Genomic DNA, 14,674 nt, shown 5'->3' with positions numbered 1-14,674 from the left:
AGTGATTTACAAACATTCACTAAATTAAAAAACAAGCACTATTTTTAACTAGCGCTTGTTATTTGGGGTATTACATATTTATTTGATTTTAATGTTTTGTTTTAGTACCAACCATTTGCTTGCCAAAAGGCTTTAGCAGCTGCCCATGAACCATAGCGACTTGAAACATAATTATCAGCTACGCGCTCTTGGTTAGCAGCTGAATAATCACCATTAAGGTATGAAGCAGAAAGTTGATATTTGCCAATGTATTGGCCATTTTGTGCACTGTATGAGCCACCTGATTCCCGATTAGCAATCCAAGCCTTAGCGCTGGAATCCGAATCAGTAGTAGTTGCTACATAACTTTGAGTAGTAGAATTCGAGGTCGTATCTACTGTATTTTCACTAGTTGCAGTACTTGTTTGCTCTGATTGAGCCGAATCTGCAGGTGTATTACCTGGATTAACAAACTTAGCTCTAACCCATTGATTCTTACCCAAGTCATACCACTTTTCGCCATTAGCATCATAAGCGGTTTTAATGACTTTCCAAGAAGAATTACTTGGTAAAACTTGTCCAGTAGCTACAGGATTATCATAACTATTCCAAACATTTATTGAATTGCCATCAACATAATTCACGGTTACAACTGTAGCATCATTCTCAACTGTGGCAGCTTGAACCGTATCAGCTTTGGTACTGTTCATTAACGCTACACTTGAAATTGACAAGGCCGCTACTGCTGCCGACTTAACTAAGATGGATTTTACCTTCAAAAAATTATCTCCTTAATAAAAAAATTCTATATCTATTCCTTTCTCAAATTAATTATTGTAAAACGATACTAATTAATTTGATTGTTTATATAGTACAGTGCTAACGTGTCAGAAGCATAACAGAACTATCACTCAACCTTTAAAAAAAGGTTACCTAAGAACTGTTTTCTGTAACATTTGTAATATATTTCAAACTGCCATTTGTCAGTGCGAAAATGGCTTAAGCATTATCCTTCAGTTAGTACTTGCTACTAGCAAGAAAGCCATTACGTAGCTGCTTAACCGTTGTATTAAAAAGATTATTTGCAACATAAATGCAAAAATACTATTCTTGCTTAAGTTAAAAGTGCTATAGTTAACATAGATTTTTTTAAAGAAAGGAACAAATTATGACTAAATATACCGTTACCTTGGAAGAAGCAGATCTTCAAATGATTAAAGATTGTCATTCAAAAAATCCATCAATCATGCAAGCAATGAATGATGCCAAGAAATGTGCAGAATAATTTCTAGTTGAGCTGTCTTAGTGATAAGGCAGTTTTTTTATTATAGAGTTTATTTGCACCAAGCAGATAACTATGGTAAAAAGGATAAAATGATAATTCATTAATACTAATAACAGAGGTACCCCAAATTGGATACACTAATCGTCTATTGTCACCCTTATGAAAAAAGTTTTAATCATGCAATCTTGACTAAGGTTACGGTTGCCTTAACTAACCAAAAACGAAACTACCAAATAATTGACTTATATAATGAAGGATTTAATCCGATTTATGATCAAGAAGAATTACGCTTGTTTCATGAAGGTGGTACTCATGATCCACTAGTCAAAAAATATTTGACCTTAATTCAAACTGCTTCAACTGTAATTTTCATTACACCACTTTGGTGGAACAGTATCCCCGCTATGCTCAAGGGCTTTATCGATAAAGTAATGAAAGAAGGAGAAGGACTTTCACATACCGTCAGTTCTACTGGAATTCATGGCAAACTGAATAACGTCAAACATGCTTACGTATTGACAACGTCAACCTCCCCAAAATTTTATTTACGTTTTTTTGCCGGAAACGCCATTAAAAAAGTATTCATCAATCAGACTTTGCGCCAATTAGGGATGCGCGGGCGTCACTGGCTACACTTTGGCAAAATCACTAATTCAAGTTACGCCAGACGTAAACAGTATTTAGATAAGATTGAAGGCTATCGGTTTAAATAAAAATTCTAGACTTTCTTTTGTTCAATTAACAACACTAAAACTAGCAACTAATTTTCCAACTAGCATCGGTAGAATCATATTTTTGCAACAGAAACAGTAAAAGCCAGATGATCGACAAACATAATAACACAAAAAAGCTTTGCAATTCTAAATAATTACAAAGCTTTTTATTAGATAAACCTCTTATTGCTAAGCTTCCATATGCCCAGAAATCGATTTATCGGTTACAGGACTAACACTTGTATCAATTCCAACTTTTTCACATAATTTTGCCGATAAAACTTGGAACGGAACCACATAAAATATTGGCGATAAAATATCACTAGTCTTAACACTAAACTTCAAATCTCTGTCAGTAACAGGAAAATCTTCTGCAGAAATCACAAAAACATGTTCACCATATGCTCTACGATAATATGCAGCAACATCAACCATTCTATCAAACTCAGCACCAGCGTTACCACCAATCAAGAAGATATAGTTATTCTTGTCGTAGGCACGTAATGGCCCATGCAGTTGTTCTTCTTGTTCATAGGCTGAACTTTGACGTCCAAAAGTTTCAAAGAACTTCAACCTTGCTTCTTGAGCGGTTGGATAATTATACCCAAATCCTGCAATTGAAGACTTATCCATTTTAACTAGTTCATCTTGATGTTTTTCAAACCAGGCTGTACTTTCCTTGACTACAGTTGGGAAATCCTCAACTAATTTTTGTGCATCATCAAGCAACTTTTGATATTTATTTTGACCAATTAAATCTTCTTTATGTGCAATTTCAACTGCTAACAAATAAAATTGCAATAAAGTTTCTGTATAACCGCGAGTTTCAGGGCCTACTTGTTCTTCTTCACAAACTAAATGGATATAGTGATCAGCAATCTTAGTAATAGCAGATCCCAGTTGTTCAGAAATTCCAACAGTAGCATAGCCTAATTCTTGTGCATGCTTCAATGCATCACACGTTGAATAACTATCTCCATGTTGTGATAATCCAACAACTAAAATTTGGTCATCCCTAAATACACTGCTTGGATTAATACTTTCAGAATAAGTGAAGACATTAGGTTCAATTGCCACACCTTCAACTTTTAGCAATTTGACAAACATATTTCGAACTACCCGCATAGCATTATAAGATGTTCCAGAACCTGTAAAGATCACTTTCTTAAAATCATTCTTTAGCCAGAAATCAATAAATTCCTTACCATAATCATTTCGTTCATCAAAGGCTCTTTGTAACACCCTTGCAGTATCCTCAACATGGCCCATCATTGTAAGTTTTGTCATTTTAAAAATCCTCCATTTTTTCTAATTTTATGTTATTTTTAGCTAGTTCTTGCATTCTAGTAAGATATTTTTCGGCTTGTTGTTCATTACCCAATTGCTCAGCTACCAAGTTTAAACGTTGATAGATTATTAATTTTTGTTCAGGCCGATCAGTCGACTTAAGCTGTTCTTCTAATTGAGTAATTAATTGTTCACTAGGTGCTAAATATACCTGATGCAGTATATTAATTTCCGACTTTACTTCAGACAATTCACAATTATCTAAAATAAAAACTTCTAATTGCTCTACCATCGCCAGATCCTTATTTTCAAGAAAATATAGGTATGAACGCATTAAATAAATCAAAGTATCTTTGTCTTTAACAAGATTTACCGGTTGATCAACTAGTTGCAGTACCACTTTATTAATCCCTTTTCGATCCTCATAAGCCAAATAGTAATCTAAAGTTAGCAATAGTCTGGTTCTTTTTGACAAACAAATAGTTGTAATAGGCGACTTAAGCAAATTAAAATATGATTTTTGATCTCCACTTTTTTCGTACTTTAACAGTTTAGTCGTTAATTTTTTATTTAATTGTGATTGCGCTAGCCAACTTAAAAATACTGCACCGAACAATAAAATTACAATAATTACTGGTTGCATAAACTATAACAAACCAACAGCTACAGCTAATATGCCTAAAATAATCAAACCAATCAAAATAACTGTTCCGTTCACCTTTTTCTGCAACAAGCCATAACAACCAAATGTTAACAATAGAGGTAATAAATCAGGCAATAATGAATCCAGTGTCTCTTGAACTTTGATTTTGGTACCACCAAATTTCAGTACCATCGGCACCTTGATAATCACCATCGACGCTATCATTGCACCAATAACCACCAAGCCCAATATCTTAGCTGCTTCAGTCAACTTTTCTAGAGTCCCGTCTTCACTGGCTTTAGCCAAAAATTTATTTCCACCTTCATATGACAATTTAAAGCCAAACCAACGCAGCAATTCACTAGGAATCACGTTAATCAAGAAATATAAAATTGGTCCTAGAATACTGCCTTTAATAGCCAGTGGGGCCCCAATACCAACACCAATAACTCGCAGTGTTCCCCAAAACATGGAGTCACCGATACCTGCTAAGGGACCCATTAATGCAGATTTAACCGAATTAATAGAACTTGCATCAAAATCTTCAGAATTAGCATTTTGCTCTTCCATTGCACAACTAATTCCAAGAATCATCGGTGAAACAGAAGCTGAACAGTTAAAGAACTCTAAATGACGCTGGTAACCCTTTTGTAATTGTTCCTCATCATCACCATACAAGCGTTTTAAAACAGGGGTCATTGACCAAGCATAGCCTAAAGCCATCTGTCTTTCATAATTAAACGAGCCTAACAATTGATAGTGACGCCACATAACACTGCGCAAATCTTTTTTAGTCAGCTTTTTCTTTGATTTTTGCTCCGATACTGCATTATCCATTATAGTAACTCTCCTTCGTCATTATTTGCTTGCGGCTTAAATTGATAGTAAACATATGCGATTATAAAGCCAAACATGGCGATGCCAATCATTGGAACTTTCAAGAATGCAACTAATGCAAAACCTAAAAATAAAAATGGTGCATATTTTTTGTCATAAGTTAACTGCATTAACATGGCAATCCCTAAAGCAGGTAACAAGTTCCCTGATTGGGCCAAACCGTCCTGGATTACCTTTGGAATAGATTTCACTATCAGTTTAATTACTGGCGTACCAACTAAAAAGCCAACTAATATTGGGACGAACTTGGCCAAAAAGAACATGGCTACTCCGCCCCATTCTCCTATTGCAATTCCTTTCCAATTTTTCTTTTCTATTTGCCTATCAGCATAATGAGTAAATACAGTATTAAAACTGCCAATAGCAATTTGAATAATCTGCGCAATTAAAGCAATTGGAACTGCCAATGTTAACGTTGTTTGCCAATTAGCTCCAGTTTTTATCGCTAAAGCTGTAGCCAATGCAGAACCAACAACCACATCAGGTGGCGTAGTCGTGCCAATGCCGACTAAGCCCATCCAAACGAGTTCCAATTGTCCTCCTAGAACCAGTCCAGTATTGAAGTCGCCCATCACTAATCCAACCAATGGACCAATAATTATTGGTCGATCTAGCATGTGCTGCCCACCAATTCGACTTTCCATATAGGCTAATCCACCGATTAGCGCAACTAAGATCCCTTGTAACATTTACATTACTCCTTTCATCTAAATTATTTATTAAAAGCTTTTTTAATTCCTGAAAAGTTCAATTTTTCAGTTGTGGGATTCACCTGAGCAAAAACTTCAACACCTTGCTGATCTAGCTTTTGTGCACATGCAAATTCGTCTTCAGTCATTTTTACCTGTGGTAATACTGCAACAGCATCTTGATAATGAATACCGGCTGTACCTACATTGACATTTTTAAGTCTTTCAACTCTTTCCTTTAGAGTCAATGCATCACGAACATTTTCTGTAACAACAAAAATCTTCTTATTAGCATATTTTGAATTATTTAAAATCGCTATTGCTGATTTCAAATCCTTAATTCCTAAAGTGACACCTGCTGGTTTAGCCAACTTCATCGTCATCTTTGACATGGCATCATTAGCTGCATGATCATTGGCAACTAATAAAATGTCAGGATGCAGCTGATTGGTCCAAGACACAGCCACCAAACCATGAACCAATCGATCATCTGCTCTTACTAAACTAATCATCTAAGTCATCTTCTTTCAATAAATCGTTAATATAGACAATTTGCTGTCTTGATTGTTTAACTGCAGCATTAATTTCTTTATCAGTTAGGCTTTCCTTACCCGACATTACTAGTTCTAAAACCAGAGAAAGATTAATACCACTAATAACTTTACAATCAAACTTTTTAATTAAAGCTAGTGCTTCTTTATTAACGCTACCTCCAGGTAAATCAGTCAAAATAATTATCTGGTTACCCTTTAAATCAATTATTTTTTCTTTTAGCTGGTCGGTAAACGTTTTTTGTCCGTCTACATAAGCATTTATATAGTGCACATTGGTGAGTGCATCATTAAAAAAACTGATTGACTTATGATAACCTTCCGCTAAATAACTATGAGTAGCTATAATGTATTCGCTCATTTGCTCACTTCCTTTAAATCAATGTCAAAATTCCGTGTTATTTAAAAATTATTCTGTTCTACACGTCCTTAAAATGTTAGCGTGAACATTAAATTTAAATAAATTTTACTCTATGTATATACATTTTGCAACGATTTTTATAAAAATATCTGCTATTTTTATTTATATATCGGTGACAATTGATATGAAGCAATGTGTCTTTTGCCTTTTATATTTGTGGTATATACATTTATCAGTAATATTTATATTCCCTCAGAATTTATTTTTGACTTAAGGTATAATTATCTAAAATGGTGATTTCTAATAGAAAATGACAAAGTATATAAAATAAGAGAATGCAATGGAACCAAAATACAAACAAGTTGAACGTTTTTATATCGATCAGATTAATAAAGGAAAATTAAATATTGGCGATCAATTACCGCCCGAAGTCGAAATTGGCGAAAAATACGGCTATAGTAGGATGACTGTGAACAAAGCACTCAAGAATCTTGAAAAAGAGGGCTATGTCACCCGCATAGCTGGTAGAGGCACATTTGTAAAGTCAAAGAATGTTTTACGCGTAATCAATGACGATGTCAGTTTTACCGAGTTCATAAAACGACAAGAAATGACTCCAGGATCAACTTTGTTATCCTATGAACTTGTTGAGGATACTTCAAATTATCTAGATAGTAACGATTTTGACTCTGAGCAAAATTACAGTAAATTACATCATTTCAAACGGTTGCGAACCGGAAATCAAAAACCAATCGCAATTACTGATGATTATCTAAATGCTGAAATTGTTAAGCATGTGGAATTTGACCTTTTAAATAACTCTTTATATGCTTATTTAAAAAAGTTAAAATTACCGGTGATTCAAAATTTTGTAGAAATAAAAGCCATTAAAGCAACAAAAAAGCAGCAAGAGCTGCTTAATTTGAAAGAAGATTTTTTACTAAAGACTCTAGAAAACACTGATACAATTCTGACTAATGGTGAAAGGGTAGCATTAGGCGTGTTTACATCTTATTACAATCCTAACTTGTATACTTATCGTTTTAACATTTAAAAAGGAGCAAGCTTCGAAATGAAGTGCTCCTTTTTGCTTGAACTATTCTGTTGCAAATAATGCTTTTATTTCTTCTGGTGTTTTAGCTGATTTTAATTCTGCAATAAAGTCTTCATGCGTTAATAACTTGGCAGTGTTAGACAAATATTTTAGATGTTCATTACTATCAACTTGAGGAATTAGAAAAGAAATTACTATTTCAGTTTGCTTGCCATCTAAAGACCGCCAATCAATTGGATGCTCTAATTTCAACACAAGCATAGCTGACTTATTAATTACAGCAGATTGAGCGTGAGGAATAGCAAAGCCGTCAGTCATCCCTGTTGAACCCTCTTTTTCTCTAGTGATGTAACTGTCAAAAACTTTTTCGCTATCGGTAGCCAGGTTGTTTTCCACGGCCATATTTGCTAAATATTTTAATGCTTCGTCACGACTATTAACATCAACACCAACTTTAATATTCTTAACATTCAGAATACTATTAGGATCATGTGACTCTTCATTTTCATTTAAAACTTGAGTAGTGGTATCGTTAACAACAGTTAAATTTTCAGATAATGCTGCTTCTTTTTTAGCAAATCTACCAGCAATTAATGCTAACAAAATTCCAGAAATCACGGCACCAATTAAAATCCACAATACCCATAGAAGTGGCTTGTTTACTAATGGTAAAACAATAAAACCACCATGCGGTGCAGGAACCGTAATTTTAGTAATGTAAGTCAAAACTGATGCTACAGCTGAACCAACCATAAAAGCTGGAATATTCCACAATGGGTGCTTAGTAGCAAAAGGAATCGCACCTTCAGTAATATGAGTTGACCCTAATAAAAAGTTAACATAACCGGCTGCTCTTTCACTATTAGAATATGCTTTAGGATTGAACAAAACCGCAAAACCAGTTGCTAGTGGTGGTGCAATACAAGCAGCTGAAACACCCGCCATGAAGTAGTAGTTTCCTTGTGCCAGTAATACAGTACCCGTAACATAGGCTGCCTTATTAATCGGGCCACCAAAGTCGGCTGCACACATAAAGCCAACAATAATTCCTAAAAGTGCTGGATTAGTATTTTCAAAGCCCTTTAACCACGCCATTAAGCCAACATTAAGAGCCTTAATTGGTGTATTCAACCAGAACATAATTGCACCGGCAATAAATACTCCTAATACTGGTAATAGGAAAATTGATTTTAGTCCCCTAAACTTGTCATCAGGCAAAGGTTTAAGTAATTTTTGTAATCCTAAAACAACAATTGCTGCTAAGTACCCACCAACAATTGCGCCTAAAAATCCGCCTCCGCCATTAAAAGTAATGAAACCAGCAGCTAAGCCAACTACAAATCCAGTTCTTTGTGCCAATGCTTCAGCAATATAGGCGCCTAATACTGGTGCCATTAGGTTCATTGTCGTACTACCGACAGTGTTTAGCATCGCAGCAAATTGATTATATTCGCTACTTTTGGGATCGGCTGAATTAATTCCCCAGAAAAAGGAAATAGCCATTAAAACCCCACCAGCAACTACAAATGGCAACATATGAGAAACACCATTCATTAAAGAGGTATAAATTTTATTACCTAATTTTGCACTAGCAGCGCTACTGTCACCTGAGCTTGTAGCCGTCTGTCCATCTTTATAAATCGGTGCTTCTAAAGCCTGTTTAATTAAGTTTTCAGGTTCTTTAACTCCGCGTGCTACCGGTACGACCAATAACTTCTTACCCGCAAAACGATCTGTTCCAACATCAATATCAGATGCGATAACTACTGCCTTAGCCGCTGCAATTTCCTCATCAGATAAATTATTTTCAACTCCCGTTTGACCGTGAGTCTCAATTTTAATGGTATAGCCTAACTTTTGGGCAGCTTTTTCTAAGGCTTCTTCAGCCATAAAGGTGTGGGCAACTCCTGTTGCACAGCCAGTCGCACCAACCAAATCATATTTAGCCATTTTAATTTTTCCTTTCTTTAACATCAATCTGTGGTAATAACTTTGCTAATTCAAAGTCGGTTAACCCAGTCTTACTAGCAGTATCACTTCCCGCAGCTACTGCTACTTTAAGAGCTTCTGCATTCGACTTTCCTTTTTCTAATAAGGCAATGAAAGTTCCTAGCATCGTATCCCCAGCACAAGCAGAGTTAACTACTTCAATCTTGGGAGCATTTGCAAATAAAATCTGGTCTTGATTAATTAAAGCCGCACCATTGGCTCCTAAAGAAACCAAAATATTGCGACATCCGGCTTGTACTAACTTTTCAGCAAATTCAATTGTCATTTGCTCAGTCATTATTCCCTTAAAGTCGAACAGAGCAGCTAATTCTTCATCATTAGGTTTAAACAAAAACGGGTGAAACTTAAGTGTATCCATAACTTCAGCATAACTGCTATCTATCACTAATTTTGCCTGTTTAGTTTGCACGACTTGTGCCATTTTTACTAAAAAGTTTGGTTCAATTCCTTCAGAAAAGCTACCTGAAACTACAACTGTGTCACCAGATTCGAGGTTAGCATCAAAGTAGGCTAAAAAATCATCTTGAACTTTCTGTTCGATATACGGACCTGGGTTAACTTCTTTATATTCAGTATGCTGATCTAAGACATCTGTAAAAACATTTACCCTAGTTGGTTCTGCAACTTTTAAGAAATTTGTCTTAATTCCTTGTTCTTTTAAGCCTGCAGTAACGTAATCTAAGGTAAAACCACCACCAATACCTGTTGCAATATTATCTATCCCCAACTTTTTTAAAATAAATGAAACATTAACTCCCTTACCATTAGGCTGTAATTCAAACTTTTCCGTTCGATTAACAACTTTGGGTTCTAGTGTTTGGGTTACAATTACCAAATCGATTGCGGGATTTAAAGTTACGGTATAAATCATCGCTTTTTTCTCCTTTTCCTTGCCTTTTAGATTATTATAAAGATAATTAGGTGTAACGTTTTTCTTATTTGATAGCGTTTACTAAAATAAACTGAAAATTTGTTACAAAAGAGGTCGTCATATGCCAACTAAAGAACTCAGCCCAACTGAATTACACCTTTGGAATATTGTTGAAAATAATCCAGAAAAAATTGCTAAAATGTCAATTGTAAAATTAAGCCAGTATGCTCATGTTTCAACCGCGACCATTGTTCGGACAATGCAAAAAATGGGCTACGGCGGCTATACATCATATCGTGAATCGTTAAAAATTAGGAATAATTCCAACTCAACTTTCAATGTATTAAATGAAGCTGACGATAAAATTCGCAGCGTCATTACCAAAAACGAAATTGAAATGAATAATACTTTACACAACCTCAGTTACAGCACTATTGAAGACAGCATTTCAATGACTAAACAAGCTAAAATAGTATATATTTTTGCTCGCGGTCTATCAGAATCAATTGCTGAAGAAATTATGGTCAAGTTGCAATTAACGGGTAAATACTGCGAATTTCATTCTGATCCTAATATCATTAGAACGATCGCTAGCAAAATTAAAAAAGATGCACTAGCAATCTTCATTACTCTTAATGGAGAAACCGATGAACTAGTAGCTGCTGCTCAAAAATTGAGTAAAAACGATATTCCTGTTTTAACATTTACAACTAATAAAGCTGGAAAAATCCTTGCATTTTCGACTCTTTCTTTTATCGGTTATAAATCTAAAACTAATTATTTTCCTGAATATGAAGTTAGGTCCCGTTTGCCTCTACAGATAATGACGCGAATTTTTTGTGATGCATACTCTGTTCGCGCTAATTTTTATAAAAGTAATTAACAACTCAAAATTTTTAATTCCAAACAAAAAGCCTTCTATCTTTTTCTGATAGAAAGCTTTTTAGCTAACAAATAATCTTTATTTTTCAACTGTGAGTTTATCACGCCAAGATTTGGCTCCCTTTAGCAACTCATTAAGATTTTCAATATTAGCTTTACCCTTAGTTGCTAACCACTCACGACCAACTTCTTCTCCTTCAGCAGCAAATGGCTTAATTGATGGCTTCCAAGTAGCTCGTCCGCAAAGAACTCCATTAAAATCTGCTCCAGCTTCTTCAGCCATTTTAATTTCAGCGATAAACTCTTCTGAAGTTACACCAGCTGATAAGAAAATATATGGTAAATCAGTTGCTTCAGACTGCTTCTTTAACAGGTCCTTAGCTTGCTCTTGTGTATAAACAACATTATTATCACCATTAAAGCCAGCAACGTACTTAATATTAAACGGAATTTCAACCTTTAAAACTGTTACACCATATTTTTCAGCCGAGAATTCTTTCATGGTCTTTATCACTTTGTCAGCTTTTACCTTGGCAAAGTCTTCACCTTTAGCATCCGAAATCTTAGCATCATAAGTCAAAAGTTCCAAAAATAATGGCAATTCATTCGCCTTAGCTTCAGCACCAACCCGTTCTACAAAGGCCTTCTTCTTATCATTAATTGCTTCACCTTCGTCCGGATCATAGTAAAGCAAGAACTTAATCGCATCACCATCTTCATTCTTAATTCTCAGTCCTGATTGGTCAGCAATTAAGTCTGGCATTCTACCTGGTTCAGTTGTATCATAGCCAGTCTTTTCATAAGAAAGCAGCAACCCACAGTTCTTATCTCTTAGCTTAGTAGCTGGCAAACCATATTCTGGGTCAGTTAAAATCGCTGAAGCATAGGGAGTTAACTCACTTGAAATCGCTTTTTTAAAATCAACAATTGTGGTTTCATCTGCCGGTTTATTAGCAGCTTCTGCTAACATTGTTTTAAGTGAGCCACGCTGATCAATAGCCAAAGCCGTAATAATACCATCATTAGTTGACAAATTTTCCATATGCTGAGCAACTTCTGAAGAAATCTTTCTCATTATTTATCTCCTTTAACGTTCATTTTAATCGCACACCATTATTATATACTCTTATAATTCCCTTTTGAAGCGTTGCAACGCTTTATGTAAAGCTTTTCACTTTTATCCTGAAAAATGGTAAAACTTTACTCAATCTAATAGATATTGAATTATTAAAAAAGCGCTTTTATGATAAAATAGGAATCAAATAATTATTGCCATTCACAGATTTAGGAGATTATTATGCCTTATACATACGCACTTAGATATATGCTCGATCCCAGAACTAACACACCAGAAAAAGACGAAAAATTGCTTGACTTTGTCAAAAAAGGAAAAATTGATGACGTTGCTTTTTTTATAAATGGTGAAGAACTAAACCATAGTCATTTAACAGAACAAGAAACTCAGCTTTGGCTAGATGCAATTAAGCCTCTACAAAAAAAACTAAGTAAAATCGGCGTTACAACCAGTTTAAATCCGTGGACCACTATTATGCATTCTGATCGCGGTTATGAGGTCAATCCTGAACTTGGCATTAATACTTTTGTCGATCTTGACGGACATAAATCTCAGGACATGGCATGTCCTGCCGACCCAGGCTGGCGTAAGTATATTTCTACCATCTATGCCCAATATGCTAGTCTGCATCCCAGACGCTTATGGCTTGAAGATGACTTTCGACATTTTAACCATTCGCCATTGAAACTAATGTGTTTTTGTGATTATCACATGCAAATTTATCAAGAAAAGTTAGGAAAAAATGAATCACGCTCCGAGTTTGTCAAGCAAATGCTTAAACCGGGAAAACCCACTGCTGAGCGTAAAATCTATCTTGATCAAGCTCGCAAAGAAATGATTGAAACTGAACATTTAATCGAGCAAGCCGTTCATAAAGTTAGCCCAGAAACAGATCTAGCCCAAATGACTTCTGCTCCCAATTGGCATGCTCTAGAAGGGCGTGATTGGAATAACTTATTTGCAGCACAAGCGGGATTAAATCATCCAAAAGTGGCTCGCCCTCACCTACCAGCTTATAATGAAGTCGCACCTTTACAATATAGTCGCACTTTTGAAGAATATACTCGAGTTACGGCAGCCTATTTGGGTAGCGATACCGAATTTTATCCGGAACTTGAAAGTTATATGTATTCACCCTTTGTTAAATCACTAAATTTTACCAAGTTTCAGATTATCACTGCTGCTCTGATTGGTAGCAAAGGTATCATGCTAAATTTATTCGACATGATGGGCAATGGAATTAACAGTACCTGGAGCTATGCTGAAGTGTTAGCCGAAATCAAGCCTTTCGTTAACCAGCTGTTAGACCATCGCTTACAAATGGACCATTTGAATGGAATTAAAATTTTGGTCAATCAAGATTCTAGTTATACCTTGCAAACTGCAACGGGTAAGGAAACTAAAGAACTACTACCACAAGAAACTAGTTGGGCTAGCCTTCTAAGTTCGTTTGGGTTTGCGACTACCATTTTACCAGTAAAACAAAATCCTAAAATTAAAAATCAAATACTGGCTATTTCTGGTCAACTACTGCGTAACTATCCCAATGACGAAATCTCTGACTTGCTTAAAAATAGTGTAGTTTTGCTAGATGCACAAAGCATTCAAGTCTTACTTGATCGCAATTTAAGTCACTTACTGCATATCAAAAAAGCTAGTTGGCACCAATCGCGTACTGGTTATCAGGCTTTTGAACAAGCAGATAATCACACTGTCAATGAAGTTAAAAATCCGCGAATCACTATGCTACAAAAAGAAAATTATTTAAAATTAACTTATGAAGAGAATGCTGACGTCAAGGTTTGGTCAAAGGCATACAGCTCAACTGACGATGAGCTAGGAAACGTGATGACAGTCATTGACCACCATATTATTGTCTTACCATTAGAGCAAGACCCCAATGGTGACTGGAAATCACAATTCACTAGTTACAAACAAGGATTACTTCAACAAATGCTTGACAGTATTCAACCAACTGATTATTTAGTTAATATGCCCAATGTTAAATTAAATATTGCAGATAATGGAAAAACGGTATGGTTAGCCAACTTTTCCTCAGATGGTTACCACCAAATTAACTGGCATCTGGGAGCAAGATTACCGAAGACAAGGGCACTGATTATTAGACAAAATGGTACTATGGTTACTAAAAAAGAAGTTAAAATATATATTAAAGCTGACATTGCCACAATTAATACAGAACTTAAGCCATTAGAAACGATCCAGCTGATTTTCTAAAAATAAAAATAATTGTTAGTTAAAAACTCTTAGTAATCATAAAAATTACTAAGAGCTTTTTTGACAACAAAAAAGTAAGCAACCAGTTAATGCTAGTCGCTTACTAAATTTATATTTATTCAAAGTACAAACAATTAGA

At 35.2% G+C, this 14,674-nt stretch carries 14 protein-coding genes; 4 read left to right on the top strand and 10 right to left on the bottom strand.

Going from position 1 to position 14,674, the window contains the following annotated elements:
- Positions 1–101: 101 nt before the first annotated feature.
- Positions 102–758: an SLAP domain-containing protein gene (locus tag OZX59_RS08085; protein WP_277125864.1), complete on the bottom strand. Its 657-nt coding sequence runs from the start codon at positions 756–758 to the stop codon at positions 102–104.
- A gap of 634 nt (positions 759–1,392) precedes the next feature.
- Between OZX59_RS08085 and OZX59_RS08080 the strand changes: the two genes are divergently transcribed.
- On the top strand, positions 1,393–1,977 hold the full coding sequence (locus OZX59_RS08080) for an NAD(P)H-dependent oxidoreductase (RefSeq protein WP_277125863.1): 585 nt from the start codon (positions 1,393–1,395) through the stop codon (positions 1,975–1,977).
- Positions 1,978–2,166: 189 nt separating this feature from the next.
- Here OZX59_RS08080 and OZX59_RS08075 read toward each other — a convergent pair whose 3' ends face one another.
- From OZX59_RS08075 to OZX59_RS08050, 6 genes are all read right to left on the bottom strand, one after another.
- Entirely contained in the window at positions 2,167–3,264 is a 1,098-nt protein-coding gene (locus OZX59_RS08075) for an SIS domain-containing protein (RefSeq protein ID WP_277125862.1), read from the bottom strand.
- A gap of 1 nt (position 3,265) precedes the next feature.
- Positions 3,266–3,718 carry a hypothetical protein gene (locus OZX59_RS08070; RefSeq protein WP_277125861.1) on the bottom strand — a complete coding sequence of 151 codons (453 nt, stop codon included), beginning with the start codon at positions 3,716–3,718 and terminating at the stop codon, positions 3,266–3,268.
- A 192-nt stretch (positions 3,719–3,910) separates the two neighbouring features.
- Complete coding sequence (locus OZX59_RS08065; protein ID WP_277125860.1) at positions 3,911–4,744, bottom strand: PTS system mannose/fructose/sorbose family transporter subunit IID; 834 nt, start codon at positions 4,742–4,744, stop codon at positions 3,911–3,913.
- Positions 4,744–5,493 carry a PTS sugar transporter subunit IIC gene (locus OZX59_RS08060; RefSeq protein WP_277125859.1) on the bottom strand — a complete coding sequence of 250 codons (750 nt, stop codon included), beginning with the start codon at positions 5,491–5,493 and terminating at the stop codon, positions 4,744–4,746. Before OZX59_RS08060 ends, OZX59_RS08065 begins: the two co-directional genes overlap by 1 nt.
- A gap of 23 nt (positions 5,494–5,516) precedes the next feature.
- Positions 5,517–6,005, bottom strand: a complete 489-nt coding sequence (locus OZX59_RS08055; RefSeq protein ID WP_277125858.1) for a PTS sugar transporter subunit IIB — start codon at positions 6,003–6,005, stop codon at positions 5,517–5,519.
- Complete coding sequence (locus OZX59_RS08050; protein WP_277125857.1) at positions 5,998–6,405, bottom strand: PTS N-acetylglucosamine transporter subunit IIBC; 408 nt, start codon at positions 6,403–6,405, stop codon at positions 5,998–6,000. Before OZX59_RS08050 ends, OZX59_RS08055 begins: the two co-directional genes overlap by 8 nt.
- Positions 6,406–6,745: 340 nt before the next feature.
- Between OZX59_RS08050 and OZX59_RS08045 the strand changes: the two genes are divergently transcribed.
- Positions 6,746–7,459, top strand: coding sequence for a GntR family transcriptional regulator (locus tag OZX59_RS08045; RefSeq protein WP_277125856.1), 714 nt, complete (start codon positions 6,746–6,748; stop codon positions 7,457–7,459).
- 42 nt (positions 7,460–7,501) lie between these two features.
- Here the strand turns inward: OZX59_RS08045 and OZX59_RS08040 are convergent, their stop codons facing one another.
- Both OZX59_RS08040 and pfkB read right to left on the bottom strand, forming a co-directional pair.
- Positions 7,502–9,409, bottom strand: coding sequence for a fructose-specific PTS transporter subunit EIIC (locus OZX59_RS08040; protein WP_277125855.1), 1,908 nt, complete (start codon positions 9,407–9,409; stop codon positions 7,502–7,504).
- Position 9,410: 1 nt separating this feature from the next.
- Entirely contained in the window at positions 9,411–10,340 is a 930-nt protein-coding gene (pfkB, locus tag OZX59_RS08035; protein ID WP_277125853.1) for a 1-phosphofructokinase, read from the bottom strand.
- 121 nt (positions 10,341–10,461) lie between these two features.
- Here pfkB and OZX59_RS08030 point away from each other — a divergent pair, with 121 nt between their 5' ends.
- A complete protein-coding gene (locus OZX59_RS08030; RefSeq protein WP_277125852.1) occupies positions 10,462–11,223 on the top strand; it encodes a MurR/RpiR family transcriptional regulator in 762 nt (253 codons plus the stop codon).
- 78 nt (positions 11,224–11,301) lie between these two features.
- Here OZX59_RS08030 and OZX59_RS08025 read toward each other — a convergent pair whose 3' ends face one another.
- On the bottom strand, positions 11,302–12,297 hold the full coding sequence (locus OZX59_RS08025) for a tagatose 1,6-diphosphate aldolase (RefSeq protein WP_277125851.1): 996 nt from the start codon (positions 12,295–12,297) through the stop codon (positions 11,302–11,304).
- A 222-nt stretch (positions 12,298–12,519) separates the two neighbouring features.
- Here OZX59_RS08025 and OZX59_RS08020 point away from each other — a divergent pair, with 222 nt between their 5' ends.
- Positions 12,520–14,535: a hypothetical protein gene (locus tag OZX59_RS08020; protein WP_277125850.1), complete on the top strand. Its 2,016-nt coding sequence runs from the start codon at positions 12,520–12,522 to the stop codon at positions 14,533–14,535.
- Positions 14,536–14,674 lie beyond the last annotated feature (139 nt).

The organism is Lactobacillus sp. ESL0681 (genome assembly GCF_029392835.1).
In the GTDB taxonomy this organism is placed as follows: domain Bacteria; phylum Bacillota; class Bacilli; order Lactobacillales; family Lactobacillaceae; genus Lactobacillus.
This window is presented reverse-complemented; position numbering and strand designations above follow the sequence as displayed.

Coding starts and splice junctions, on each gene's coding strand:
- OZX59_RS08075 (WP_277125862.1), bottom strand. CDS start 3,264: ATGACAAAACTTACAATGATGGGCCATGTTGAGGATACTGCAAGGGTG.
- OZX59_RS08065 (WP_277125860.1), bottom strand. CDS start 4,744: ATGGATAATGCAGTATCGGAGCAAAAATCAAAGAAAAAGCTGACTAAA.
- OZX59_RS08060 (WP_277125859.1), bottom strand. CDS start 5,493: ATGTTACAAGGGATCTTAGTTGCGCTAATCGGTGGATTAGCCTATATG.
- OZX59_RS08055 (WP_277125858.1), bottom strand. CDS start 6,005: ATGATTAGTTTAGTAAGAGCAGATGATCGATTGGTTCATGGTTTGGTG.
- OZX59_RS08050 (WP_277125857.1), bottom strand. CDS start 6,405: ATGAGCGAATACATTATAGCTACTCATAGTTATTTAGCGGAAGGTTAT.
- OZX59_RS08045 (WP_277125856.1), top strand. CDS start 6,746: ATGGAACCAAAATACAAACAAGTTGAACGTTTTTATATCGATCAGATT.
- OZX59_RS08040 (WP_277125855.1), bottom strand. CDS start 9,409: ATGGCTAAATATGATTTGGTTGGTGCGACTGGCTGTGCAACAGGAGTT.
- pfkB (WP_277125853.1), bottom strand. CDS start 10,340: ATGATTTATACCGTAACTTTAAATCCCGCAATCGATTTGGTAATTGTA.
- OZX59_RS08030 (WP_277125852.1), top strand. CDS start 10,462: ATGCCAACTAAAGAACTCAGCCCAACTGAATTACACCTTTGGAATATT.
- OZX59_RS08025 (WP_277125851.1), bottom strand. CDS start 12,297: ATGAGAAAGATTTCTTCAGAAGTTGCTCAGCATATGGAAAATTTGTCA.
- OZX59_RS08020 (WP_277125850.1), top strand. CDS start 12,520: ATGCCTTATACATACGCACTTAGATATATGCTCGATCCCAGAACTAAC.